The sequence below is a fragment of the Sulfolobus acidocaldarius SUSAZ genome (assembly GCA_000508305.1).
GTDB lineage: Archaea > Thermoproteota > Thermoprotei_A > Sulfolobales > Sulfolobaceae > Sulfolobus > Sulfolobus acidocaldarius_A.
Genome location: CP006977.1, coordinates 441,998 through 466,556 on the forward strand (window position 1 = coordinate 441,998; position 24,559 = coordinate 466,556).

Sequence of the window (24,559 nt, forward strand, 5' to 3'; positions counted from 1 at the left end):
TTACTTCTTTGCCTCCTTCTTACTCTTCTCGCCAATTACAGTTAAGATACGCGCTATATCCTTTCTAGTATTTTTTATTGATGCTGTATTCTTTAATGTACCCATTCTAGATTCAACTCTCAATTTTAGTAGTTGCATCTCTAACTCATTTAATCTCTCCTTTAACTGTTTAAGATCCATTTTCCTCAATTCATCAACTTCCAGAGGCATTTGTCACCCCTCCTGAAGACTTATTTTCCTCTATAAAGCTAACATTGGTAACCGTTACCATTCCACCTTGCTCAGTTTTTTCTACCTTCTCCTTTAACTCTATCTTATCTATACTTCTAGTGGGTTTCGTTATTACTACTTCAACTCCATAAACTCCAGGCTTAAGCATTGCAATACCTATTGCACGATCTATAATTTTCTCCAACTGTTGACCACTCTTATACACTGTGCCTTCCTTTAATTTTTCATATTTCGCTCTTTCCGATGTGAGTTTACCACTAACTATCACTTCTGCACCTACTGCACCAGAGCTCATTATTCTCCTGATGGTTATAAACGCAGCCCTCCTGAAATGATATCCTTTCTCTAAAGCTATAGCAAGCCTAAATGCCATTAGTCTAGCGTTTAACTCCGGGTTCTCTGCTGCTGTAACTGTAATCTGCGGGTTTTCTAAACCAAAGAACTTTTCCAATACTTGGGCTAACTGTTTAATAGTTTTACCTCCCTTACCTATTATTAATGGAGGTCTACCGGCATATATTATGACCCTAGTTCCTATTGGTGTCTTAACTATCTCTACTCCTGCATACTCCGCATTGTAAAATTGCTTAGCTAAGTATTCATCGACCATTACTTTTATTGCAGCCTTTTGTAAAAAGTGCCTCTTTATAAGAACCATATTTTACACCTCACCCAGAATGACCTCAATATGTGATAGATACTTATATTTTCTTGTAGATCTTCCAAAAGCTCTTGTCATATATCTCTTTAACACTAATCCTTTATGAGCAGCTATATGGACTATTTTTAAATTGTCTATATCAAGACCCTTACTGTTTGCATTATTTTCAGCATTATCCAATAGCTTAAGGACGTATTTAATAGCTTTCTTAGGATATCTGCCACTCTTCACTTTCCACTTTCTGGAAATGTTAGACCTATGAGATGTTCCGTGAGAATATCGCCAGAACGGTAAAGCTTCCTTTTCTTCTAGGACGTTGTTGAGAAATTCTCTAGCTTCCTTTAAATTCATACCTCTTATTGCCTTACATACGTTGTATAAATCCCTAACAGATGCATCAATATTTTTGATTACAGCCTTAGCTAACTTGTCTTCAGGAATAGATAAAATTGGATAGACCCATTTGCTCATAGATCATCCCTTCATTGCTAAGAATAGGCTTGATTTTGTCGCCTTTAGACCAGGCTCTCCATGCTCTACTTTCTTTGTGGTTATTGAATACTCTCCCAAATAACGTCCTATCATCTCTGGCACAACTTGAAATTCAACAAATTCCTTACCGTTATATACAGCAAACCTCAAACCGACCATTTCAGGTAATATAACCATGTTTCTAACATGAGTCTTTATTACCTTATTCTGCTTTCCTTGTCTAGAAATCTTTCTAATTTTTTCTAACAACCTTCTCTGCTTATCGGAGAAACCTCTCTTTAATGACCTTCTTTGACGTGAAGGTAAAAGCTTTATAAACTCATCCATGGGCATATTCAGAAGGTCCTCTAGAGACTTACCCCTATATCTAAACTTCTTCCATTCAGGTGGAATTTCGGGTGACATGATAATTGCACCTTTCTCCTATACTTTTAGAGTTACAAAAATAAAATTATGCTCCACCACGCCTACCAGTCCTTCTTGATGCAATATGACCAACTTTTCTTCCAGGCGGTGCGTTTCTAGATACTGTAGAAGGTCTACTCACGCTCTGATGTAAACCACCACCATGTGGGTGAGATACAGCGTTCATAGCGACACCTCTCACAACAGGCCACTTTACAGCTCTAACCCTATATTTCCAGTAATTATTTCCAGCTTTCAACAACGGTTTCTCTACAAAACCTCCTCCTGCAATAATCCCCACAGTAGCTCTAGCGTTCTGACTTACTTCAACAATTTTCTCAGATGATAATTTAATTAAAACCTTATTTCCGGCCTTACCCGAGATAACTGCATAAGATCCAGCAGCTCTAGCAAACTTTCCTCCATCTCCCCTCAACTTTTCTACGTTACATATCACAGTACCCTCTGGGAGCTGTCCAACTTCTACTATATTTCCATTCGATATAGTCGCATTCTTGCCTATGCTTATTTCTTGACCTACAGTTACACCCTGAACAGCAGGAATGTAAAATTGAAGCCCGTTGTCTAATTTAACCTTAACAACAGGTGCAGTAACACCTGGATTATGTAATATATCTACAATCTTACCTTTATGATCTCCCTCTATATTTGCATATCTAGCTGGCCCAACTCTTCTCCAACTTGGGCTTCTAAAATTTATACCTCCTCTTCCTGCTCTTTGTTGTAATAACTTCTTACCCATTTCGTGTCACCTTACAACATGCCCAGTTTATGGGCCACATCAGATGCTTTATATTCCTGCTTAAGTTTAACGTAAGCCTTTTTCTCACCTTTAGGAGTAATCAACGTATTTATCTTCTCCACCTTAACACTGAATAGTCTCTCTACCTCGTTTTTAATATCCTTTTTAGTTGTATTCCTATTTACTATTATTGTTAGAGTATTTTGACTCTCTATCAGTTTCACTGCTTTCTCAGTTGCCAAAAATTCTTTTATTATCATAAATTCAACCTCCCTTCAAATCTTTGACGCAATATGTTAATAGAAGATTTAGTATATATTGTTAATCTACCAGGATGACCTCCTGGAGCTAAATGAATTACACTAACTAGGTTGGCTGAAACAACATTAACTCCTGGTATATTTGAGGCAGCCTCTACAACTGGACTTTTATGATTACTGACTACTATCAAGGGACCCTTAGCTATTTGATATCTTCTTCCTCTCATTTTTCCTTTTCCTGCTCTTACTCCCTTACTCTCCTTTACTCTCTTTATGTCCTCCACGACACCTATAGATTTCAGTATATCCATAATCTCTTTAGCTTTACTAATATTTTCAAAATCATCTACCAATATGATAGGAACGTTATTTGAAGTGAACCTATGACCTCTTGATTTGACAAAATTAGGATCTGCTGTAGCTGCAAGTGCACTTATAATACCTAGTTTCTTCTCCTTTAGATTAACTTCCTCCACTAATCTTTTCTCTGTAGTAGGCGGAAATGCCAGTCTACCACCTACGGTGTTAGGAGCTAAAGCTGCTTCTCCGCTACCTTTTACTCTAGGTACCCTGGCTATTCCAAGGTTTATTCCAAAGCTAAGTGCACTAGTTCTTTTACCTGCTAAAGGATCTCTTCCTTTTGGCTGTAAAGACTTTGTAAACTCTGATAAAAATACTCTCTTTATTAGATCTTTCCTAATTGGGTAGCTAAAAAATAATGGAAGTTCTATTTCTTCTAACTGATTCCCCTTTAAATCTAAAACAGAAACTTTTTTTGTCTGGAGTTCCATATACATGTTTCATCCCTGCTGAGAAGCTAGATTTACATATGTGATTTTAGGTGCTGATTCCGGTGACCATGAAGGCCTTATAGGATATCTCAAGAATAATGGTCTCTTTCTAGAACCTAATACACTACCCTCTATTACAAGATACGTATTCTTAACTAATCCATAATTTACTATTCCTCCTGCGGGATTTATTTCGTTTACATTATCCCCTATCTTAATGATTCTCTTGTTATATTCGGTTCTCCTGTGGAAGCCTAACTGACCTGGTTGCGGAACGTAGCTTGGTGTTGATATAGATGGTCCTCTAGCTCCTATTTTCCTACTACCCTTTCTATGCTTATGCCATCTTGGAAACTCTACTACACTGTATCTCTTTACTACACCTTGGAAACCTTTTCCTTTAGTAACTCCTATAATATCTGTTAATTGCCCTTCTCTAAAAACGTCTCTTACAGGAATTTGTTTACCTAGCAAAGATAAACCGTAGTTAAGTTGATCCTGAGTCGAGCCACCACTTATCTGTATCTCTACTATTTCAGGTCTTTTCTTACCTAACGAAGGAACTAGCCAAGGTTGAGTGGAAACAAGAAGTCTCATATATGTTATATTATTTAAGTTTTTCTGGATCAAATCTAATTTCTCTTTCATTTTCGAGGAATCCACTTTTAAGGATGTGATTTTCCTCTTCAAATATTTTAAAGAACCTTCTTCAAAGTTTGCCCAATAATCTACAAGTACAGATAACTCCCCTTTTGAATCTATATGGTAGGCCCTTAAAGCTAGACCTAGAATAGGAGGTGATTCGACTATAGTAACAGGAGTATATACTTCCTTACCATAATTAGGAGATGTGGGCTTATCATCTATCATATATACATGCGTCATTCCGGCTTTGTAACCTATGAAGCCTAATAGTTTAGGCTCTTTTAAATTAACCAAAGGCCAATTTTTAGGTGTTGGAAGTATTTCATCAGCTCTCTTCCTAGGACGTAAACCAGCTGAACCTCTTCTTGGTGACGATAATTTCCGATGACCCATTAATTTTCCCTCAGTCCTTCTTTCTTACATATATATGACTTATAAATGTATCTATCTATCTTAAGATGTAGTTAAGTAGAGAAAGAGCTCCATAGAGAGCCTCTTCTGCTCTAACATCTTTTACGCCTTGCTTAGGAACAAAATTTACTAACATGTGACTAGTTGTCTCCATCATCTTAAGTAGACCTCCTTTAGGCGGACCAATAACCAACGTTAAGCCATTTTGTTCATATATACTTAATATTTTATCAGCCACTAATGAAGGATCTTTACCTGATCTTGAAGCTATAATTACATTTTCTAGGTCTTTTATTTTATTAAGATAGGTTGCATCATAAAATTTGATAGAATACCCATCATAATATGGATAAAAATCGTATGTTAAGTGGCTTTTTCTTAAGCTATCAAGAACTAAGACGGACTTAGTCTTTTTATTAACAATTTTAACTCCTGTATCACTATTAACTACTTTTCTTATCTCGCCTTCCACATAATCATTACTTACTACATGAGATGGAATATTTATAGGTGGTATTAGCCCAACTTTACTTAAGGTTCGCTTAATAGGAATATACTTTTTTCCATATGGTGGTGTTAGAGCATAATTACCAACGTCCTTAATTATTCTAATTATAGTTTTCTTATTCTTAAGATCGTCTAACCATATTACTTCCGAAACTCTAAAAATTACTAGAGTTCTAATTATGAAACCTAATTTATATATTATTTCTTCAAATTTTTTCTCAGTATCAAATATAGAAGTAAAAAGAACTACAGATAATTTTTTACGCCTAGGAAACGGAAACATCTGCCTTAGATACTCCTATAGTATATGTTTCTTCTTCTACATCCCAATCTTGAATTAAATCACCTGAAACGTCTCCTATACGTAATTCCTTAGCTCTAGTTTCATTCTTGATATATTGCTCCCACTTCTTTATTAGATCTACTTTATCATTAGGCGCTCTTATAGACAATAATATGTATTCATTTACATTTAATGACAATTGTTTTCTCATGAATTGAATCCTTCTTATTAGATCCCTTATTATTCCTTCTTCTTCCTCCTCCTTACTCATTTCTTGTTTGAGTAATACTACTCCTTTACTAAATCTTGCTGATGCATAGCCCTTTTCAACCTCTTCAACTAAATTAACATGCGATATATCAAGTCTGAGATTTTCGGAATCAACATTAAATTCGTGGTAGCCTTTACTCACTATATCTTGTGCAACTTTATCAGAGTTATTCTGTATATATTCTGCTACTTTAACACTCAACCTCTTAAATGTAGGACCTATACTTCCGGTATTTGGAGTGGCTCTTATCTTACTAAATCTCTTGTAACCATCTATGCCTTCTATTATAATTGACTTAGAATTTAGTAAGGAAGATAAGACATCTGTTATTTTTTCTATTGACCTTCTGTCCTTATCTGATACTAGGAACACATAAACTTCTTTCAAAGGCCATCTCAATTTTATTCCAGCTTTAGCCCTAGCATTAAGACCTGCATCTATAATTTCCTTGGCTATTTCGAAAGCCTCTTCTATCTCTTCGTTGATAAACTCCTCCTTTATTTCTGGTATTTTCTCCATACTTATAGATTCTAATCTTTCTTGTACAAAGTCAAGATATATTTTCTCTGCGGCGAAAGGAATTACAGTGGAAAGGAGAATTAGAGAACCTTTTAGGACGTGATAAAGTACGTAATACATTGCTATCTTATCTGGATCATTAGCCTCATTCCATGCACGTTTTCTAGTAACTCGTAAATAAAATCTGCTAATATCATCTATTATGAATGTCGTTACTTTATTAGCGAGTTCGTGAACTTTATATTCCTTCATTGCCTCTGTGACTTCCTTAAGCATCCTATAGTATCTCGATAAGAGCCATATATCTTCTAGTTTTAAATAGTCTTTTATATCTTGATAAGAATACTTAGAATATTTAAATTCGTCTAATGACATGTAAGTGTTAGCAAATACATAAACATTCCATATTATATTCAAATCCCTTCTAGTCATATCTAGACTTTTCCAAGAGAATTTTGCATCTTCCCATGTAGTATTTCTAAGTAACCATAATCTTAACGTATCTCTACCGTATTTTGAAACAACTTGAGAGGGTTCAACGTAATTTCCTGAACTTTTATGCATCTCTTTTCCCTGTTCATCTAACATAAACCCATGCACTAACACTGCCTCATAAGGTGCTCTATCCATCAATATTACTCCAGTTCTCAACAAACTAAAGAACCAACCCCTTAATTGATCATGTCCTTCTAAAACTAAGTCTACTGGACCTAGTTCGCTCCATTTTTTCCTCCAGTCTTTCCCTAAACTAGCGAAGAATGCTACACCGCTGTCAAACCATACATCTGCTACATCTGAGATCCTTCTCGCTTCTCCTCCACATTTTTCACATCTAACCACTACGCTATCTATCCATGGTCTATGCAAATCCTGTGGCACTTGGTTTATAGAGATCTTATTTAATTCATCTACACCTCCTACCACAATAATATTTTCACAATTACTACAAACCCATATTGGAAGAGGAATACCCCAGAATCTTTGCCTACTTATTACCCAATCTCTAACTTCTTTTACCATATTTCCTATTCTCGTCTTTCCCCAATCAGGAATCCATCTTACTCTGTCTATTTCTCCCATAAGATTGTCTTTCAATTTAGATACTGCAATAAACCATTGCTCTATAGCTCTTAGTATCAATGGTGTTTTACATCTCCAGCAAACTGGATATCTGTGAACGATTTTACTGGCATAAACTAATGCATTCCTTTGTTTTAAGTCGGATATTATCTCCTCTGATGCACTTCTTACATACTTACCAGCATATTTACCAGAATCTTGAGTAAATTCACCCTTATCATTTACAAGCATTACTACAGGCATATCATACTTTTTACCTATTTCAAAGTCAATATCACCGTGTCCTGGTGCAGAATGAACAAGACCTGTACCCTCTTGTAGTGTTACAGCCTCTCCGCCATCTAGGACTTTATGGTGGTTATTTATTTTTGATTGGGCATTAACTATATCTGCAAGAGGATGCTCATACTCTAATCCTATTAATTCCTCACCCTTATACACGCGTAATATTTTATACTCCTTTATCCTAGCCTCTTTCATCAATTCCTTTACCCTGTCCTTAGCTATAACTAGTATTTCATCTCCAACTCTTACATCAGCATACTCAAAATCCTTATTTACCATAACAAAAACATTTGCGGGCAACGTCCATGGCGTGGTAGTCCAGATAACCAGATATCTATTAGGCTCACCTTTTACCCTGAACTTAACGTATATGGACGGATCTTCTAAGTCTCTATACTCGGAAACCTCGTAGTCCGCTAATGTGGTCTCACATCTTGAACACCAATGCAGGACATGGACTCCTTTATAAAGTAGTCCTCTTTCGTATGCTTTTTTTATTACAGCCCATGAGTTAGATATATAATCATTATTGAATGTAAAGTATGGATTTTCCCAATCCATGAAAATACCTAAATTTCTGAAATTCTGGGTTAGAGATTTAGAATTGTTAATTGCAAACTCTTTACATTTAGAGATAAAGTTGTCTACTCCAATTTTTTCTATGATCTCAGCCTTACTTTTTATACCCAGCCTTTTCTCAGTCTCGACTTCAATGGGTAATCCATGGGTATCATACCCAGGCTGATCTTTAACAGAATATCCCATTAATCTCTCGTACCGTAATATACAGTCTTTAATGGTTTTGTTCCAGACTGTACCTATGTGAGGTATAGGACTTGAAGGATATGGTGGACCGTCTATAAATAAGAATTTTTTGTGATTTTTCTCATTTATCTCCTTTAATTTTTTATATATCTTGTTATCATCCCAGTACTTGAGAACTTCTTCCTCAAATTTCAAAGGATCAAATTTGGATGTCAAATTCGATATCTGAGGTCGAGATAATTCAACTCACCTGGTAAAAATTACATAGAAACGTTATTTAAAGATTAACCTATTTTACTCCGTATTGCGCTTATCATTTCATCCGTTGTAGAACTTCCGCCTACATCAGGCGTTAGATATTTCCCTTCAGAATACACTGAATATATAGCGTCTCTTAAAGATTTAGCTGCACTATTGTATTTCATGTCACCCGAGAGTTCTTGCATTCTATCTAACATCATACCTACTGATAAAAGAAAAGCAGTGGGATTAGCTATATTCTTGCCAGCAATATCGAATGCTGCTCCATGTACTGGCTCAAATAAAGACTTCCTGTCACCGATATTAGCCGAGGGGGATATACCTAGACTACCTGCTATTTGACCTGCCTCATCACTTAATATATCACCGTAAGTATTCTCAGTAACTATTACATCGAATGCTTGGGGATTCCTAACTAAGTTGGCAGCAGCTGCATCAACATACATCTCAGAGTACTCCACTTTTCCTTTCAATACATTTCTACATGATTCCGCAAACAACCCATCTGTAATTCTCATAACATTCGATTTATGGACACAAACTACCTTTTTCTTTCTTCTCAATGCTTGATTTAGTGCAACTTGAGCTATTCTTGTTGAGGCAGCGCGAGTTATAACTTTAATACCCACTGTAACTCCATCAGAGATAACATGTTCTAAACCCTTGTATAGATCTTCTGTATTCTCTCTAACTACTAAGATATCAACATCTCCGAATTTATTTTCTAGACCAGGAAGAGATTTAGCAGGTCTTAAATTTGCATACAAATCATACATAAGTCTTAGTTTAACTACAACATCAGCAGCAGTCTCGCCCACAGGACCCTTCAAAATCATATCAGCTTTCTCTATTACTCTTAATGAGTCTTTAGGTAATGCATCACCGAACTTATTTTTAGTAGTATCTCCAGCTTCTACCTCAATATATTCTATGGAGAGACTGAACTTTTCATTTAACCTAGCTAATATGGTTTTTGATTTACTAACAACTTCCGGACCTATACCGTCTCCTTGAATTAATGCTACAACAAAACCCATAATTACATCTTACAGAGAGATTTTATATCCCTTATCTTCAAGAATTCCAATTAATTCCTGTATAATACCCGATAAGTTAGGCGAAAGTCTCTTAATAGTTTTAATTTCATACTCAATTACAGGTAAATACTGTTTAAGTTGATCTTGAGAATATATATGTAGTCTAGACATATGAACTAATAAATCAACTAATAGGAAATCTCCTCTACTCAAAGCCTGGTGAACAGGGGCATCACTTACGACATGTAACCTATTATATTTAAAGATGATAGGATTCTGATCCCTGCTTATAGGAGTTAACTCAGATAAAATAACCAGAGAGTTCTCAAGAACAGGAACTTCCTCCATTAACCTAAATCTAAGTTTATTAATATTATTTGTAAACCCGTAGTAGAACTGAAATGGGTCTAATGTTATATTTATACTACAGTTGTTATTCTTCATAATATTTTGAAATGTCAGTGTATCTTTGTATATCCTTGATTTAAGTTCTTGTCCTTCTCTTATGATCCCAATAGGTGATAAATTCAATCTTACACCATTAGTCCCTAGTATTACCTCATAGTATCCGTCATGAGGAAAAATAAAATCCAACACATTATCATCAGTCATTTCTAAAAGGTATATTTCTGATAGGAAAAAGAATTTTCGTCCCTTAAATCCGTTTAGAAGCTAAAAATAATTCATTAATTTAATTCATTAATTTCAAAATCAATAATCAAAATAGCTCTTCAACTTCCCTAAGATTATTTACTACATAATCTGCATAGAGTTCTGCGAACTTAACCTTATTTTTTCTATCCACTAAGATGGATTTAAGACCAGCCTTCTTAGCGGCTAAACAGTCCTTTATGGGATCATCTCCAATCATTAAACATTGATATGAAAATAAACCAAATTTCTCACAAGATATTATAAATGGTTGAAGGTCTGGCTTGGGTTTTATATTGTTTTCTCCACCTATAACTATAATATTAAAGTAATGTAATAGTGGAAATCTTGATAACCTAAGCCGCTTATCTCCTCCCTCTCCATCACTATTAGTTATTATCCCTAATTTAAATCCCTTCTTTTTTAAATATTCAAGTAAGTCCAAGGCATCCTCATAAGGAGTATTCTGCGAGGCTATACTCCAATATAACTGAGTCCACTGATATAATTCCTCAGATTCCGCCGAAACGTTTAATTGATCTAGAACTGATTTCCACCAGGACTTTCTGTCATATATGCCATCCTCATTCATTTTCTTTGCTCTAGAGATCACTAATTCTGTTATTTTATCTTGACTTATTTCAGATGAATAATTATCTTTAACGAAATTATATATATCCTTGGCTACCGTAAGCAGAGCATTATCTTCTACTTCATCAAAAGAAACTAATGTATTATCAAAGTCAAAAAAAATTGCTTTAACGTCCCGAAATAAATTATTCTCTTCCATAAAGAAATCACGATATGAAATCTTCAACTTTAGGCAACTGCTTGGGCTTTCCTTTTCTTTCCCTAATCTTCATAATTAGATCTACTAATATTGAATCAGGAACCGGTGCCCATCTGCTAAACTCTGTACCCCAGAAGGCTCTTCCTGCGCTTGATGCTCTTAGCTCGCTTGCTAACTCAAAAGATTCACCAACAGGTATTTCAGCATATACCCTTGCCACATTTCCAGTTTGAACTACATTTATAACCTTTCCTCTCTTTCTTGTAATAACAGCAGTTACATTCCCTAAATACTCCATTGGTATTCTTATATCTAATTTCTGCAATGGTTCTAACAATGTTGGTTTAGATGTTAGAATGCCTGCAAATATTGCATTTCTGACTGCAGGATATAGCTGTGCAGGACCTCTATGTGCAGGATCTTCGTGTACTACAGCATCATGCAATACGACTTTAACCCCTCTTACAGGCTCAAACGCAAGGGGTCCTTCTTTCATTGCAAGCCTAAAACCTTGAAGCAATGTATCCATGATTTCCCTTAGGTGTTGAACACCGCTAGTGGCATCTATAAAGACATTTATATTCTCGTCGATAGCAACTATTTTCTTTGCCTCATCGTAGTCCCATTCAGCCTGATCTCTCAAAATTTTAGCCATCTCCTTATTATCCATATCTTCTTTTATTGTTCCGTTCGCTATTAGATCTATAGTCTGGTTGTTCAATGGTTCTACACTTATGTATAGCTTGTTGTGCTTGTTAGGAGACTTACCTTCAAAAACCTGACTCTTGTTCCTTATACTCTCTCTGTAGACTACTATAGGAGGAGTTGTTACTACATCTAATCCATAATTCTCCTTTAGTAACTGCAACGAAACCTCTAAGTGAAGGAATCCCATACCTGACAGCAAATATTCGCCTGTCTCTTCATTTATCTTTACTACCAAATTAGAATCTTCTATGCTTAATTTCCTCAAAGCGTCTATCATCTTTGTTAAATCTTTAGGATTCCTAGGTTCTACAGATATGGTGACCACAGGTTCTGATATATAATGTAACTTCTCAAATGAGCCAAGAACACTGTCCTTAAATCTAATATCAACTCCTGTTTCTCCGGATCTTGCAGCATCCATTCCCAGAGCCGCAGCAATGTTACCTACAGGTATTTCTTCAGCCAACTCCCTTATTGCACCCATGTACAGGCTTACTTGTAATATCCTCTGCTGTCTCTTAGCATTCACTAGCCAAACTTCTTCTCCTGCTCTTAAAGTACCTGAGAATACTCTACCTGTAGCTACTAAACCAGCATGAGGATCAACTTTCATATCGTTTATCATCATAACTATTGGACCATTTGGATCGGCATTAATCATTGCTTTGGCTATTTCACTATCTAAATCACCTTTCCAGATTTTGGGAATTCTATACTTTTGAGAATCTCTTGGGTTAGGTACAAACTTTATGACTGCATCTAACAATGCCTCGTGTATAGGCACCTTACTTGCCAGTTCTTCAATCTTAGCTTTATCACCACTAGTGTAAGCATTCACTACATCACTAAATTTAACTCCTCTTTTTCCAGCCATTGGCACGCTAAAGCCCCACTTATCCTTAGCTGAACCAAAGACAACGTTTCCTAACTCCGGCTTTATCTTCCACTGATCTTTAAACTCAGGCTCACCATATGTCTCTATTAGGTTATTAACTTCTATAATCAAATCTATTAATCTCTTTTGAATTTCTTGAGAACTAAGCTTAAGCTCTTTTATGAGTCTGTCTACTTTATTTATAAATAATATAGGTCTTACCCTTTCTTCTAAACTTTGCCTCAGAACAGTTTCCGTCTGTGTCATTATTCCTTCTACAGCATCAATAACTACTATAGAACCGTCTAAAACTCTTAAACTTCTGGTAACTCTACCACTGAAATCTACGTGTCCTGGCGTATCAATCAAATTGATTACATAACCTTTTCCATCTATTTCGTGATACAAACTAATGTTTGCTGCTTTTACTGTAATTCCTCTCTGTTGCTCTACTGATAGATAATCTAATGCAAGCGCTTCTCCAGCAACTTTCTGTGAAATTATTCCTGATGCGGCTAAAAGTGTATCACTAGTAGTTGTCTTACCGTGATCAACGTGTGCTATAATCCCTATATTTCTTACTCTTGTAACATCTTTCATTAAACTAAGCACTTGTTCAACAGTCTTATATCTTGGCAAGGTCTAAATCACCAGTTTACGAATAGTAAGTTAACTTTTAAGTATTAAAGTGTGTTGGATTTAGATTGATATACTCATAATCTAGAGAATCTAAAGAATTAATATAAGTAGCTAGATATTTTATACTTAAAATTATAAATATGTAGATATTTTAATGAAACATAATTTAGTCTATTGAAATGGGTATAGATATGCTAGTTAGTCATCATTATTTCTATCTTCAGCAAGGAAATCTGCCAAAGACACATTTTTCTTAGTACCGTTATCAGATGAGTACGCAGTGTGTAATACTCTATATATTTCTTCGGCTCTTTTTCTACTTCCTAATGCTTTCTCCAGATCCGATATAGAAGCTTTACAAATATTCTCTATTGTATTAAACTTTTCCAATAGTTTTTTTGCTAATTTTTCCCCTACATTTGGCAATGACTCCACAACATATAGTTGAATGTCCTTAAGATTCTCAAATTTAGGTTTATCATGAAGATTTATACTTCTAAAATTAGATTTAGTAGAAATTTTTTCAGCTAATTTATATAAAACTTCTGCAGAATCTTTCTTATTTAATGAAAACAGGACTCTTAAATCGTAGTCTATAATCGCACTAACTAAAGCAGAATTAACGGCTTTCCATTTAGTCGTTATGAACCTAATTTGACTTAGATCTCCCTCAATTAAAATATATGGTTCCTTGTAACTTTCACTTAATCTGCTCAACTGATCGAAAAAACGCTTATCAAAAACAGAGCTAACAAGATCTTCCACACTCTTTCTCTCTATTCCTATTGTCTCGGAAATAACGTAATCCGCTACAGTTAAATTCTCGAATATAACAACAGCACCAAGCTCCCTTAAAAAATCTGGGACATTACTAGCCTTTTCCCTATAATCGGCATAAATTCTTAACACAAAATAGTAATTTACCTTAAATTAATTAAGCCTTTGCCCCTGCCCCTCTCTGTGGGTAGTATTTAGATAACATCTCATTTACTTTCTTCTGCTTCTCCTCTAACTGTGTTCTCAATTTAGTTTCTTGATTCTGATATGTCCTAGACCTTAATTCCAATATGGTTTTTTGATCATCTAGTTCTTTCTCTACATTATCCTTGTTTACCTTTACAAGTAGATTGCCCACTATCTTATAAATAATTGTATCAGAAGGTAATTGTTTTAATTCATCTAAAACCTTATTTACTTCTCTCAACTGACTATCAATAACACTTCTTTCTGCTATAACTCTGTTCAACTGCTCTTGAAGCTGTTGCAGTTTAACTAACTCTGTTTGAAGTTCAGGTGGAAGTCTCTCAGTCATGCATTTTTCACCTTATTCAGAGTCTCTAGTATTGTATATATCCAAGATATATAAGAGTTTATCACAGCTCTACCTCTGCTAACGGAGTTAGATGTTATAGTTATAGTTCCCAACTTTTCATTTATACTTACTACTCTTTCATCCACCTTTTCAACTAAAATAGATCCAAATAGTATATCCTTCAGATTCTGGTCTACTTCCTTCAATTCAATATTTATTAGAACCTTCATCCACCAAAAATCTAATAGTAGGACCTATTATATTATTATGAGCATCTAAGAACTTCACTTCATAAATATTTTTGTCATTTATCTTTTCAATATATCTACCATTTACATATGATTCACAATTCTCTACTCCAGTATACCCAAGATTCGTGAATAAGTTTTTAACAAGAGTGTTAGATAATTCTCCTATACAACCGACTTGTATTCTTTTACTCACAACTTTACTTTCTCTACCTCCTATCTCCTTAAGTAAAGTTATACCTTGTATCTTAATATCAAATTCCCTAATAGATGTATGCGTATTATATACTAAGAACCTTCCAGGATTTCCTTTGCTAGAACTTACTATTACTATATAGGAAGCCCCATATAATCGAGATCTCTTAAAAATATCGTCTAAACTTTGCCTACCCCTATTTATTTTAAAGGAATCGGGAATTATATAAGAAAGCTCATTTAAAAAACTCCTTATACGCGATGAAGAATCTCTACTTGAGGTTAACAACACCCTAATAGGGTGTATAAGCAAGACCTGTCCACTTTGTTTCACATTTTCTACAGTACCATATTCCGGAAGCAATTCTGACTACTTTACCCGTAGTCTTACAATAAGGACATTGGTGTGGCATATATCTTCTTTCCATGACCTCTTTCCATTTCTTCCTTGTAGATGATCCATATCTGGCTCCAAATCTCCCTGCAATACCAGTTACTCTACCCATTTTCAATCACTTAATACAAGTTTATCTGCTTTTTAAGCTCTTCGAACAAAAATTGAGATGTAGCTCTTGCTGTACTTTCCATTGCGTCTATTTCTTTAAATGTCAAATTGCCAGAATAATTTTTCTGCAATCCAACAATTGTGCCTTCTTTCGTATATGAAATTGAAAGCTTAGCATCTGCTATACTTTCTTCATCTAAATTTGGATCAACTACAACGTATTTGCCTATCTTTGCCGTAGTCACAGTAACTACAGGATAATTAACTAAAGGTATACTTAGCCTTTCTTCTTTATTTATCTTTATTTCGTCACCTTCTACTTCTACTTTGGGGAGTTTTGTGTCATAAATTGCAGCTATAGAAGCTAGCATACATGCGTCTAATATGTTTCCGTCATAATCAAGAACGTATACATCAACCCATAATGTCCATACTTTCTTCCCTGGCGCAATAACTAATTTTGAAAGGTCAATAGCTTTAGAATCTCTTAAACTACGATCAACTATTCTAGCTAGCTCTATGGAATTCTCATCGGGTGGACCAGGTTCAAATGTTTCATAGGCTAATGGTAATAGCTCAACGTTAACAATTAAGTTACCTTGATTAGGTGTATCGGGGTAAGGAGAGTCTTCCTCTAATTTAACTCCTGCTAATACTAGTGTGTTACCTAATTTTACTAGTGCTGAGCCTTCAGCTTTTTTAGCATAACCCAAAGTTACTTTTAGTTGTCTATACTCATTAGGCTTCCTTCCGTCTAATCTAACTCCCCTCTCCAATGCAGATAATATCATGTCTTTTTTAACGGTCGGAACTATATTTTGATTTGAAGGAGTAATTGACATGTATTATTCCTCCTTATATTCTAGATACTTATTTTTCAATGCTTCTTTTTGTAATGCGTATATACTAGAGATCCCTTTTTGTGCAAGCTCAAAGGCTCTTCTAAATTCATCAGGTGTCATAAATCCATTTAACTGTAACAATACTACCTGACCCAATGATGGCAAAACAGCAATAGGCATATCAGCCTCTCCCCACATATCTTCCTGCTCATTCAGATCTAAAACTAATGAACCATCTGCTTTACCTACAGCAACTCCTGCAATTAAATCTCTCATCGGAATTCCTGCATCTGCTAGAGCCATAGAGGCTGCCATTAAAGCGACTAATCTAGTTCCCGCATCAGCTTGAAGAACTTCCATAAATATATCTATAACCGTTCTAGGAAACAAATTTAATAGTATAGTGGATTCCAATGCTTCTCTAATAACTTTTGAGAGTTCAATTTCCCGTCTACTTGGCGCTGGATTTTTCCTTTCATCAGTAGAAAAAGGAGTCATATGATATCTGACTCTTAGTGATGCTTTATCAGGTAGAGCTAGATGCCTTGGATGCATTTCTTTAGGTCCGTAAACTGCAGCAATTACTTTTGTATTACCCATTTCAAATATTGCTGAACCGTCAGCATTCTTTAATACTCCTAACTCAATCTTTATAGGCCTTAGCTCATCAAGTTTTCTTCCGTCAGTCCTAAGGCCATTTTCAAGTATTAGCTTCGGTTTTTGGAGCTGAATCATTTCTGATCACGCCTAATTTTTGTTTCAAAAAGTTTCTAATTCTTTCTGTTAGACCTTTAGTGTGAGACTCACTTTGTATGATATTAATTGCTTCTATTAAAGCTTCCTCTATTAAATTATTTGCGCATTTAATATGTATCCTACCATTCTGGGCAACGAATATTTCGCAACCACTTTCACTTGTCAGTACTTCTATCATACTTCTGTTTTTACCAATAACTCTGGGAACCTTTACCGGCATAATATCCATCACAGTTCCTAAAGGTATTCTACCTAGACCTTTACCCTTAACTGTCAAAACTGGGCTTATTGTTCTATCAAAAGCTTCTATCTTGGCTATCACGTAATCTCCTACATCCAAATATCTTCTCACATCTTCTCCAGGAGAAATTGGTCTTCCTAGTAGAGATGAAGCAGGTAAATATGCGCTGTAAAAAGATTTAATATCAATTACCCACCCATATATTTCTATATCTTCAACTAATCCTATTATTGTATCTCCAACTTTTGGATAATATCTTGATGATTCTAGAGGTATTACCTCAAACATACTTCCGTCCTTTACTGTTATCAGTCCAGTAATACCAGAATAATACTTACCATTAACTTTATAGTAATATGGCGACCATGGTACTTGAAATTCTCCCTCAGCTATCAGATCTCCTGGGGTCACTATGCTACGATCTTCAAAATATATTTTATTTGCCTGACTCATATTACTTAACCTGCAAAATTTTAACTTCTACTTCTCCTTTAGTTAAAGAATTTAACTTATCTATAACATCTTGTTGAGCACCTGCGGGTATTTCCAGCTCTGCAATCAATGTACCGTCATTTAGCCAATTACTTCTTTTTACTTCTCCGAGGTTAGCCAATTGAGATTTTATCTTACTACTGAATTTTGGACCTACCTTAATTTCCATTAGGGCTCTGGCTATTCTTATAGGAATTAGTTTTGCTAACTCTCTAACTATCTGTAATGCCTGTGCTTCTACATCTTTGTTAGGATCAATTTGAATTCTCGCTTGCTCCATAGCTAATTCTATTCTCGTCCTGGGAATAGGTAAATTTGTCTTAGGATCTATTGAATTCCTAGAGATATAGTCAATAATTTGTTTCCTCTTATTTTCTAATATTTCTCGTCTTTGCTCAGCCGTTAAAGGTATTTCTCCTTTAAGTATAATTTGCTTTGCTATCTCTTCAAAATCTAATGTACCAAAAACTTTTTTTAAAGAAGAAGGAGATGCCTTTAAACCCTTTTTTATGTCTTTGTAAATTGTATCAGAAACCACTGCGTCGGAAATACTCACACTTTTTCCGTTCCTTAAATCCATAGCCTCCTTAGGCTTAACTAATATCTCAAATCTCTCTCCGCTATGCTCATACCTTGCTATCACCATTTCGTCTTTTTTGGTCATAAATGTAGAACCACCTCTTATATCTTTTGCAAAAGATCCGATCTTTCTTCAGTAGTTAATTTCTTAAATGTGCCTGAATCTACATCAGCATAACCTATTTCAACGCTAGAATAGTTTAGCTTTTCTCCTGGTTTCAAGGTAGCCATTAAAGCCCTCAGAGCTAATAATATAGTTGACTGAATATCTAAATCCTCCTTATAATTCTTCTCTAAGTACTCTGTTGCAGTATAACCTCCTTGACCTATTGCGACAGCATAGTAAGGCATGAACTGACCACTTGGTTCTGTCATTAAAAGTTTCGGCTGTTTACCCTTATCTATACCACCGACTATCAATGCAACTCCAAATGGTCTTACACCGCCATGTTGAGTATAAGCTTGTTTAACATCAGAGATCACTTTTGTAAGGTATTCAATACTGATAGGTTCGTCATATATTAATCTATGTTGAAGAGCTTGCGATCTAGCATAATCTATTAGTATTCTACCATCTGACGCTAAACCAGCAAAGGTGCATCCAACGTGATCATCTAGCATAAATATCTTCTCTATTCCATCAACGTCAAGTAGTTGTGTTGCCTTTCTTTTTTCAGCTAATAAAACAACTCCTGACTTTGTTTTTACACCTAAGGTAGTCCATCCTCTTTTTACAGCTTCAAACGCATAGTCTACCTGATAAAGAGATCCGTCTGGTGAAAATATTGTTATTGCTCGATCATATCCCATCGCAGCTGGACCTAAAGCCAACTTTTGTAACCCCAAATATGGATTACAAACTGTTGGTAAAAAGTGTTATTCAGCTCGTCGCGTTGACATCATTCTGCAGACTGGAGCGGCGTCATCATCAAATACCTATTAGTTTCTTTGCCCTTTTTAAACTTCCTGTTGTCCTTTTTGGAGCAAGTAGGACTTCCACTCCATTGATAGACTTGACATAAGGTAAGCTAGCTAAAACTAACTTATAGCCAGCTCTAGTACTTGATATAATACCAAAGTTCTCGTGAATAAATACAACCCTAGGATTAGCGATTTCAAGCCACACTTTACCACCTAATTCTTTAACCGCGTTCCGTATATTCTCCTCTAATATTTTTTCTCCTAAATTCTCGACATTACCTATAATTTCAATGATTATATATCGTTTAACTCTAAGATTATTAGAACTCTTTAATTTCTTAAAATATATAACTTTATTTCTAGCAATAACAACAAATAAAATAGATAAAATGATCAGCCAAATAAATATTACTAAGAATAAAAAGTTCAAACTTGGTTCACCTTAAATTGAGATATAAGTTCTAAAGGAGTATTGCAAACCCAATCCAATGCGTCAGACTCAGAAGCCCCTAGTGATGTTAGTAGTGAAATTTTAGAGTAAGGGCTCCACACTTCATTGAACTTAGTAGCACATGATGAAATTAATGGAAATCTTATCCATCTACTAGACCATGTAATCAGTCTATATATCACGTCAAACGTCACTTCATTAAGTCTTACCTCTACGAATTTATTATACTGTGATATGAGACTTAACATGGTCTTTTTAAAGAGAGATAAATTGTCTCTGCCCAATATAATTGCATTCACTCTATGATCAATTATTGCCGATTTCAGCGCGTCTAAAGACAATGGCTTTACAAAAATAGTAGCCTTAGGAGTGGATTTTAGAGCGTTATAAAGGGCTTTTGTGTTATTACATACTATAGTATATCTTCTTAGGCTTTGCTTACCATCCTCAGATAAAAAATAATCATAACCAAGCCTTTTAAGAAATGGAAATAAATCAGAATTAAGAACGCATGGCTCTACTAGCAAAATTTCTCAACTCTTCAGATATATTTTCATATCTTTCTTTAAAACTAATGATAATTTTTATTACATCATCGCCTTCTTTCAGATAGATCTTATTATCATAAATTAATCTCTGCTTATCCACTCTTATATGAAGCTTTGTACCATCTAATCTCGTATTAAGAGTGGATATAAGAATAACTAGATCGGCCTTATCCAAGGCGTTAATTAGCTTATTAAAGGCTTCAATTGCTAATTTACCTTTAATTTTAATTTCTGTTACAATAATACGATTTCCGTAATAACCTTGCACTACCCTACTCACAAAATCATTACTTTGAATATTAAAGAAAGAGGAGATTGAGGATAATATTCTATCTTTGTTTTCTGTCTCGTGACAAAATACCGAGATAGAAATTTCAGATATCTTCATTTCCCAGGAATCTTCCTTCCACTATGTTGTAACCTGTAGTATCTTGTAGCTTCATGCCTCCTCTTTAGCTTTCTTTCTTTCTGCTTCTTTTTCCATTTTCTTTGTACTGTACCCTTGAGACCTCTAGATTTAATTAGCCCTCTAGACTTCTGTCCAGCACTAGTGAGTCCTCTAAATACTCTCTTTCTATTTACAGAGTCTTGAAGCCATCTTAATTCAGGGTCAGATCTAATAACTGGATGAGAATAATCAACCATAACTACCTCGTAATACTTATACATCCCATCTTCTGCCACATAATAACTTCCAAGCACTTCTAGGTTTGGAAATTTTCTGGCAGCTCTTTCCTCAGCTATCCACCTGTATCCTTTTGATGGACCGTATCCATAAACACCCATTCTCTTAGGTCTTCTGCCACTATTCGGCCTTGGCTTGTTTAGTCCACCTCTCCTCACTCTTACTCTAACCATCACGAATCCCTGCTTAGCCTTATATCCTAAGGCTCTTGCTCTGTTCAGCCTAGTTGGTATATCTATTCTAGTAATTGCAGGTTGTCTTCTCCATTCTATTAACCTTTTTCTTAAAATTGATCTCCTCCAATCTTTGTTTTGCCATGTTTGTTCTATATAATGATACATAGATAACGTCATTTCTTACCTACTGAACTAATTCATAAATACATATTAATAAATGTGATTGCCCAAAAATATTAGATGATAACTGTAGGTTTAATAGGCAAGACAAATGTAGGCAAGAGTACATTCTTTTCCGCTGCTACACTTATAGATGTAGAAATAGCGAACAGACCATTCGTCACTATAAATCCAAACATAGGAATAGCATATGTGAGAGATACTTGTGTACATACCGAAGTAAACGTAAAGTGTAATCCTAGAAATTCCGTAGATATGGATAATTACAGATATATACCGATAAAACTAATCGATGTAGCTGGGCTAATTCCTGGTGCTCACCAAGGGCGTGGTCTAGGTAATAAGTTCCTCGATGATCTACGAAAAGCTGATGTTTTGATACATGTGATTGATGCTAGTGGATCCACTAATGAGGAGGGATTACCTATCCCTACTGGAAGTAGAGACCCAGAAGAGGACATAAAATTTGTTATTAATGAAATTGAGGAGTGGTTTTACTCTATAGTAACAAAAGATTGGCAGAAATTTGCGAGAACTGTGGATCTTGCGAACAAAGATCCTGAGGAGGAGTTATTATCAAAGCTCTCCGGTTTATCAATTAACAAATTTCATATAATTAGTGCATTAAAGGAAACTAAATTGGAGAACCTGAAATTAATGCAGTGGAGCGAAGATGATCTACGTAACTTTACACGAAAACTGAGAGAAATTTCAAAACCTATTGTTATAGCAGCAAACAAGGCAGATATAAAAGAGTCGAGAAAATTCATAGAAAAACTAAAACAAAAGTATCAGTGGATAGTACCGGTAAGTGCAGAATCAGAACTCGCCCTACGCAGAGCTTCAAAAGCAGGTCTAATTAAATATCTCCCAGGCGATAATCAAATAAAAATCCTTAAAGAACTTAATCAGAAACAGAGAGAAGCATTAGACTATATACAGACAAATGTCATTGATGTATATGGAGGTACTGGTGTTCAGCAAGCTATAAACATTGCAGTATTAGATGCATTACAGATGATAGTCGTATACCCGGTGGAAGACGAAAAAAGATATACAGACCATGACGGAAATGTACTACCAGATGCTATACTAATAAAAAGAAATTCAACCCCAAAAGATCTAGCTTCAGTCATACATACTGAATTGGCTAAAGGATTTCTTTATGCTATAGATGCAAAAAAGAAAATAAGGGTTGGAGAAGATTATAAGTTACAACACAGGGATATTATTAAAATTGTTTCGTCTACTGCTAAGCCTTAAAAAACTCTCCTTGATTCACGTCTCTATTTACGACAGATCCAGGATAAATTTTTGCATATGCACCTATCTTAATTCCTGGAAGAATAGTAACATTAATTCCTGTTCTTACATGATCCCCTATTATAGCTCCTAATTTCTTCCTTCCACTACTTACTCTTTGACCCTTCACGTTCATCTTGATGTCTTTTTCGTCGAATCTTAAATTCGCTATAACTGTCCCTGCTCCAAAATTTACATCTTCGCCAATTACAGAATCACCCACGTAACTGAGATGAGGGATCTTAGAATTTTCCATGACTACAGATTCCTTGATTTCAGTATGTGTGCCGATTTTAACATCATTTAGAAGCACTGTATATGGTCTAATGTATGAATGAGGACCTATATGGCAACCTTTACCTATATACGTAGGTCCTTCAATGTAAGAGAATGACCTAATCTCTGCTCCTTCTTCAATTATCACCTTACCCTTTATTTTAACAAAATCCTCTACATTACCTACATTTTTACTGTAAAGCAGATTATCTAATGCCCATTTATTAACACTTAAAATGTCCCAAGGTCTGCCGATATCTATCCAAAATCCCTCGTATTTTAAAACCTTCACTTTAGAACTTTTAGACATCAAGCTAACTGCGTCAGTAAGCTCTAACTCTCCCCTAGGTGATTTAGAAATCTTATCTAAATAATGAAATATATCTGGTCCTAATTTATATATACCACCATTAATCAGATTACTAGGAGGATTTTCAGGCTTTTCAATTATTTCCTTTAACTCGTTATTGTAATCTGCAACAAGAACACCATAGTCCTTAGGATTTTGAACTCTAACTCCTAAGATAACATTTTCAGACTCTTCTCTTATTACTTTTTCTATAATTCCTAAATCCCCTAAAAATACGTCCCCATACATTAGTAGTATATTTTCGTTTCCGGATACACTATTTCTTACAGCATTCAAGGCTGCTGCTGTACCTTTACCTTCATTTTGAATCACCAATTTAACTAAACTTCCTATCCTGCTTTCAAAGTACTCCTTATATGCATTATTTACTACTATGATTATATCCAAGTTTAACTTTCGTAATTCCTCAATTACATAAGAAATAAGCGGTTTACCAAGAATAGGAATAAATTGTTTAGGTCTAGTTTGAGTTACCGGTTCCAGCCTTTCTCCTGAACCTGCCGCAAGAATTACTGCTTTCATTTAATCTATACTTATACTTTAGGAGCTTTAAGTAATTTAGTCTTCTCAATTTCAACTTTTCTCAGTGGGTATATCTTCTTAGCTTCTTGGAATATGTCATTGGATAGCTTGCCAAATATTACGTCTTGAACAAATTGATCAAAATCGGCTTCCTCTGCTTTCTTTCTAGTAATATCTGAAATGACTTTTCTAATTGCAGTCTTTTGTGATATATGAGCTCTATAAGTTGTTAACACCAAGCCCTTTACCCTTAACATATAACCGTCTTTTGTGGTTACATCAACTACTGCATTTATCTTTGAGCTCTTCCTTCTAACCAAAGATCTTATGTAATCTCTAGATAATTCATGTCCATAAAATATAGTGCTGAGTTTATCTCCACTTATATTACCTAAAATCTTGAAATATAGATGTATATATACTAGGTTATAATCCCCCGTAAGATCATATAAAGTAACCTCTATTTTTCTACTTAAAGCCTTGTTAATATCATATGCTGGAGTGCTACCTAACAAAGCTTCGCCGAAAACCTTAGGAGCAGTAATTACATACCACTTCTTAAGTTTCCATTTGTCCCTGATCGTTGAGCTTGATTTCGAAGACATGACTAAATGTTATTCAAGCATTAT

Annotated in this window: 31 protein-coding genes; 1 reads left to right on the top strand and 30 read right to left on the bottom strand. The window is 35.1% G+C overall.

Annotation, left to right across the window (positions count from 1 at the left end; genetic code table 11):
* From SUSAZ_02670 to SUSAZ_02805, 28 genes are all read right to left on the bottom strand, one after another.
* Positions 1 to 210, bottom strand: coding sequence for a 50S ribosomal protein L29 (locus SUSAZ_02670; protein ID AHC50996.1), 210 nt, complete (start codon positions 208 to 210; stop codon positions 1 to 3).
* Positions 194 to 889: a 30S ribosomal protein S3 gene (locus SUSAZ_02675; GenBank protein AHC50997.1), complete on the bottom strand. Its 696-nt coding sequence runs from the start codon at positions 887 to 889 to the stop codon at positions 194 to 196. Before SUSAZ_02675 ends, SUSAZ_02670 begins: the two co-directional genes overlap by 17 nt.
* A 3-nt stretch (positions 890 to 892) precedes the next feature.
* Positions 893 to 1,363: a 50S ribosomal protein L22 gene (locus SUSAZ_02680; protein AHC50998.1), complete on the bottom strand. Its 471-nt coding sequence runs from the start codon at positions 1,361 to 1,363 to the stop codon at positions 893 to 895.
* 3 nt (positions 1,364 to 1,366) lie between these two features.
* Positions 1,367 to 1,789: a 30S ribosomal protein S19 gene (gene rps19p / locus SUSAZ_02685; GenBank protein AHC50999.1), complete on the bottom strand. Its 423-nt coding sequence runs from the start codon at positions 1,787 to 1,789 to the stop codon at positions 1,367 to 1,369.
* A 46-nt stretch (positions 1,790 to 1,835) separates the two neighbouring features.
* Entirely contained in the window at positions 1,836 to 2,552 is a 717-nt protein-coding gene (gene rpl2p, locus SUSAZ_02690) for a 50S ribosomal protein L2P (GenBank protein AHC51000.1), read from the bottom strand.
* Positions 2,553 to 2,563: 11 nt separating this feature from the next.
* Positions 2,564 to 2,809: a 50S ribosomal protein L23 gene (locus tag SUSAZ_02695; protein ID AHC51001.1), complete on the bottom strand. Its 246-nt coding sequence runs from the start codon at positions 2,807 to 2,809 to the stop codon at positions 2,564 to 2,566.
* On the bottom strand, positions 2,809 to 3,609 hold the full coding sequence (gene rpl4lp, locus SUSAZ_02700) for a 50S ribosomal protein L4 (GenBank protein AHC51002.1): 801 nt from the start codon (positions 3,607 to 3,609) through the stop codon (positions 2,809 to 2,811). The genes SUSAZ_02695 and rpl4lp overlap by 1 nt, the downstream gene beginning before the upstream one ends.
* A gap of 3 nt (positions 3,610 to 3,612) precedes the next feature.
* Positions 3,613 to 4,641 (bottom strand): 50S ribosomal protein L3, encoded by a 1,029-nt coding sequence (locus SUSAZ_02705; GenBank protein AHC51003.1) that lies wholly within the window; start codon positions 4,639 to 4,641, stop codon positions 3,613 to 3,615.
* A 55-nt stretch (positions 4,642 to 4,696) separates the two neighbouring features.
* Positions 4,697 to 5,449, bottom strand: a complete 753-nt coding sequence (locus SUSAZ_02710; protein ID AHC51004.1) for a hypothetical protein — start codon at positions 5,447 to 5,449, stop codon at positions 4,697 to 4,699.
* Positions 5,433 to 8,585 (bottom strand): isoleucyl-tRNA synthase, encoded by a 3,153-nt coding sequence (locus SUSAZ_02715; GenBank protein AHC51005.1) that lies wholly within the window; start codon positions 8,583 to 8,585, stop codon positions 5,433 to 5,435. Before SUSAZ_02715 ends, SUSAZ_02710 begins: the two co-directional genes overlap by 17 nt.
* A gap of 68 nt (positions 8,586 to 8,653) precedes the next feature.
* Positions 8,654 to 9,667, bottom strand: coding sequence for a 3-isopropylmalate dehydrogenase (locus SUSAZ_02720; protein ID AHC51006.1), 1,014 nt, complete (start codon positions 9,665 to 9,667; stop codon positions 8,654 to 8,656).
* 9 nt (positions 9,668 to 9,676) lie between these two features.
* Positions 9,677 to 10,279 (bottom strand): hypothetical protein, encoded by a 603-nt coding sequence (locus SUSAZ_02725; GenBank protein ID AHC51007.1) that lies wholly within the window; start codon positions 10,277 to 10,279, stop codon positions 9,677 to 9,679.
* A 106-nt stretch (positions 10,280 to 10,385) separates the two neighbouring features.
* Positions 10,386 to 11,108, bottom strand: a complete 723-nt coding sequence (locus SUSAZ_02730) for a 2-haloalkanoic acid dehalogenase (protein ID AHC51008.1) — start codon at positions 11,106 to 11,108, stop codon at positions 10,386 to 10,388.
* A 7-nt stretch (positions 11,109 to 11,115) separates the two neighbouring features.
* Positions 11,116 to 13,329, bottom strand: coding sequence for an elongation factor EF-2 (gene fusA / locus SUSAZ_02735; protein ID AHC51009.1), 2,214 nt, complete (start codon positions 13,327 to 13,329; stop codon positions 11,116 to 11,118).
* 198 nt (positions 13,330 to 13,527) lie between these two features.
* Positions 13,528 to 14,238: a multidrug MFS transporter gene (locus SUSAZ_02740; protein ID AHC51010.1), complete on the bottom strand. Its 711-nt coding sequence runs from the start codon at positions 14,236 to 14,238 to the stop codon at positions 13,528 to 13,530.
* 25 nt (positions 14,239 to 14,263) lie between these two features.
* Positions 14,264 to 14,641 (bottom strand): prefoldin subunit beta, encoded by a 378-nt coding sequence (locus SUSAZ_02745; protein AHC51011.1) that lies wholly within the window; start codon positions 14,639 to 14,641, stop codon positions 14,264 to 14,266.
* The gene (locus tag SUSAZ_02750) at positions 14,638 to 14,871 is read right to left on the bottom strand and encodes a hypothetical protein (protein ID AHC51012.1); all 234 of its coding nucleotides are present in this window, start codon (positions 14,869 to 14,871) and stop codon (positions 14,638 to 14,640) included. Before SUSAZ_02750 ends, SUSAZ_02745 begins: the two co-directional genes overlap by 4 nt.
* Positions 14,849 to 15,397 (bottom strand): Brix domain-containing protein, encoded by a 549-nt coding sequence (locus SUSAZ_02755; protein ID AHC51013.1) that lies wholly within the window; start codon positions 15,395 to 15,397, stop codon positions 14,849 to 14,851. The genes SUSAZ_02750 and SUSAZ_02755 overlap by 23 nt, the downstream gene beginning before the upstream one ends.
* Positions 15,378 to 15,590 (bottom strand): 50S ribosomal protein L37, encoded by a 213-nt coding sequence (locus tag SUSAZ_02760; protein ID AHC51014.1) that lies wholly within the window; start codon positions 15,588 to 15,590, stop codon positions 15,378 to 15,380. The genes SUSAZ_02755 and SUSAZ_02760 overlap by 20 nt, the downstream gene beginning before the upstream one ends.
* A 10-nt stretch (positions 15,591 to 15,600) precedes the next feature.
* Positions 15,601 to 16,431, bottom strand: coding sequence for an exosome complex exonuclease (locus SUSAZ_02765; protein ID AHC51015.1), 831 nt, complete (start codon positions 16,429 to 16,431; stop codon positions 15,601 to 15,603).
* Positions 16,432 to 16,434: 3 nt separating this feature from the next.
* Positions 16,435 to 17,166, bottom strand: a complete 732-nt coding sequence (locus tag SUSAZ_02770; protein AHC51016.1) for an exosome complex exonuclease Rrp41 — start codon at positions 17,164 to 17,166, stop codon at positions 16,435 to 16,437.
* A complete protein-coding gene (locus SUSAZ_02775; protein ID AHC51017.1) occupies positions 17,132 to 17,881 on the bottom strand; it encodes an RNA-binding protein in 750 nt (249 codons plus the stop codon). Before SUSAZ_02775 ends, SUSAZ_02770 begins: the two co-directional genes overlap by 35 nt.
* Position 17,882: 1 nt before the next feature.
* On the bottom strand, positions 17,883 to 18,584 hold the full coding sequence (locus SUSAZ_02780) for an RNA-associated protein (GenBank protein ID AHC51018.1): 702 nt from the start codon (positions 18,582 to 18,584) through the stop codon (positions 17,883 to 17,885).
* 17 nt (positions 18,585 to 18,601) lie between these two features.
* Complete coding sequence (locus SUSAZ_02785) at positions 18,602 to 19,330, bottom strand: proteasome subunit alpha (protein ID AHC51019.1); 729 nt, start codon at positions 19,328 to 19,330, stop codon at positions 18,602 to 18,604.
* A 97-nt stretch (positions 19,331 to 19,427) separates the two neighbouring features.
* On the bottom strand, positions 19,428 to 19,850 hold the full coding sequence (locus SUSAZ_02790) for a ribonuclease P (GenBank protein AHC51020.1): 423 nt from the start codon (positions 19,848 to 19,850) through the stop codon (positions 19,428 to 19,430).
* Positions 19,847 to 20,401: an RNase P subunit p30 gene (locus SUSAZ_02795; protein AHC51021.1), complete on the bottom strand. Its 555-nt coding sequence runs from the start codon at positions 20,399 to 20,401 to the stop codon at positions 19,847 to 19,849. Before SUSAZ_02795 ends, SUSAZ_02790 begins: the two co-directional genes overlap by 4 nt.
* Entirely contained in the window at positions 20,373 to 20,807 is a 435-nt protein-coding gene (locus tag SUSAZ_02800) for a hypothetical protein (GenBank protein ID AHC51022.1), read from the bottom strand. The genes SUSAZ_02795 and SUSAZ_02800 overlap by 29 nt, the downstream gene beginning before the upstream one ends.
* On the bottom strand, positions 20,804 to 21,457 hold the full coding sequence (locus tag SUSAZ_02805; GenBank protein AHC51023.1) for a 50S ribosomal protein L15: 654 nt from the start codon (positions 21,455 to 21,457) through the stop codon (positions 20,804 to 20,806). Before SUSAZ_02805 ends, SUSAZ_02800 begins: the two co-directional genes overlap by 4 nt.
* A gap of 63 nt (positions 21,458 to 21,520) precedes the next feature.
* Here SUSAZ_02805 and ychF point away from each other — a divergent pair, with 63 nt between their 5' ends.
* On the top strand, positions 21,521 to 22,723 hold the full coding sequence (gene ychF / locus SUSAZ_02810) for a translation-associated GTPase (GenBank protein AHC51024.1): 1,203 nt from the start codon (positions 21,521 to 21,523) through the stop codon (positions 22,721 to 22,723).
* On the opposite strand, the gene SUSAZ_02815 is transcribed toward ychF, so the two are convergent.
* Together SUSAZ_02815 and SUSAZ_02820 are read right to left on the bottom strand one after the other, a co-directional pair.
* The gene (locus SUSAZ_02815) at positions 22,713 to 23,930 is read right to left on the bottom strand and encodes a nucleotidyltransferase (GenBank protein AHC51025.1); all 1,218 of its coding nucleotides are present in this window, start codon (positions 23,928 to 23,930) and stop codon (positions 22,713 to 22,715) included. The genes ychF and SUSAZ_02815 overlap by 11 nt on opposite strands.
* Positions 23,931 to 23,941: 11 nt before the next feature.
* The gene (locus SUSAZ_02820) at positions 23,942 to 24,535 is read right to left on the bottom strand and encodes a 30S ribosomal protein S3 (GenBank protein AHC51026.1); all 594 of its coding nucleotides are present in this window, start codon (positions 24,533 to 24,535) and stop codon (positions 23,942 to 23,944) included.
* Between the last annotated feature and the right edge of the window lie 24 nt (positions 24,536 to 24,559).

What these genes read in the sequence shown, in the direction of transcription:
- SUSAZ_02780 (AHC51018.1), bottom strand. Translation starts at nt 18,584, where the DNA reads ATGACCAAAAAAGACGAAATGGTGATAGCAAGGTATGAGCATAGCGGA.
- SUSAZ_02720 (AHC51006.1), bottom strand. Translation starts at nt 9,667, where the DNA reads ATGGGTTTTGTTGTAGCATTAATTCAAGGAGACGGTATAGGTCCGGAA.
- SUSAZ_02745 (AHC51011.1), bottom strand. Translation starts at nt 14,641, where the DNA reads ATGACTGAGAGACTTCCACCTGAACTTCAAACAGAGTTAGTTAAACTG.
- SUSAZ_02770 (AHC51016.1), bottom strand. Translation starts at nt 17,166, where the DNA reads ATGATTCAGCTCCAAAAACCGAAGCTAATACTTGAAAATGGCCTTAGG.
- SUSAZ_02805 (AHC51023.1), bottom strand. Translation starts at nt 21,457, where the DNA reads ATGACGTTATCTATGTATCATTATATAGAACAAACATGGCAAAACAAA.
- SUSAZ_02765 (AHC51015.1), bottom strand. Translation starts at nt 16,431, where the DNA reads ATGTCAATTACTCCTTCAAATCAAAATATAGTTCCGACCGTTAAAAAA.
- SUSAZ_02725 (AHC51007.1), bottom strand. Translation starts at nt 10,279, where the DNA reads ATGACTGATGATAATGTGTTGGATTTTATTTTTCCTCATGACGGATAC.
- SUSAZ_02760 (AHC51014.1), bottom strand. Translation starts at nt 15,590, where the DNA reads ATGGGTAGAGTAACTGGTATTGCAGGGAGATTTGGAGCCAGATATGGA.
- SUSAZ_02670 (AHC50996.1), bottom strand. Translation starts at nt 210, where the DNA reads ATGCCTCTGGAAGTTGATGAATTGAGGAAAATGGATCTTAAACAGTTA.
- SUSAZ_02800 (AHC51022.1), bottom strand. Translation starts at nt 20,807, where the DNA reads ATGAAGATATCTGAAATTTCTATCTCGGTATTTTGTCACGAGACAGAA.
- SUSAZ_02705 (AHC51003.1), bottom strand. Translation starts at nt 4,641, where the DNA reads ATGGGTCATCGGAAATTATCGTCACCAAGAAGAGGTTCAGCTGGTTTA.
- SUSAZ_02675 (AHC50997.1), bottom strand. Translation starts at nt 889, where the DNA reads ATGGTTCTTATAAAGAGGCACTTTTTACAAAAGGCTGCAATAAAAGTA.
- ychF (AHC51024.1), top strand. Translation starts at nt 21,521, where the DNA reads ATGATAACTGTAGGTTTAATAGGCAAGACAAATGTAGGCAAGAGTACA.
- rps19p (AHC50999.1), bottom strand. Translation starts at nt 1,789, where the DNA reads ATGTCACCCGAAATTCCACCTGAATGGAAGAAGTTTAGATATAGGGGT.
- SUSAZ_02680 (AHC50998.1), bottom strand. Translation starts at nt 1,363, where the DNA reads ATGAGCAAATGGGTCTATCCAATTTTATCTATTCCTGAAGACAAGTTA.
- rpl2p (AHC51000.1), bottom strand. Translation starts at nt 2,552, where the DNA reads ATGGGTAAGAAGTTATTACAACAAAGAGCAGGAAGAGGAGGTATAAAT.
- SUSAZ_02815 (AHC51025.1), bottom strand. Translation starts at nt 23,930, where the DNA reads ATGAAAGCAGTAATTCTTGCGGCAGGTTCAGGAGAAAGGCTGGAACCG.
- SUSAZ_02820 (AHC51026.1), bottom strand. Translation starts at nt 24,535, where the DNA reads ATGTCTTCGAAATCAAGCTCAACGATCAGGGACAAATGGAAACTTAAG.
- SUSAZ_02775 (AHC51017.1), bottom strand. Translation starts at nt 17,881, where the DNA reads ATGAGTCAGGCAAATAAAATATATTTTGAAGATCGTAGCATAGTGACC.
- SUSAZ_02730 (AHC51008.1), bottom strand. Translation starts at nt 11,108, where the DNA reads ATGGAAGAGAATAATTTATTTCGGGACGTTAAAGCAATTTTTTTTGAC.
- SUSAZ_02710 (AHC51004.1), bottom strand. Translation starts at nt 5,449, where the DNA reads ATGTTTCCGTTTCCTAGGCGTAAAAAATTATCTGTAGTTCTTTTTACT.
- rpl4lp (AHC51002.1), bottom strand. Translation starts at nt 3,609, where the DNA reads ATGTATATGGAACTCCAGACAAAAAAAGTTTCTGTTTTAGATTTAAAG.
- SUSAZ_02750 (AHC51012.1), bottom strand. Translation starts at nt 14,871, where the DNA reads ATGAAGGTTCTAATAAATATTGAATTGAAGGAAGTAGACCAGAATCTG.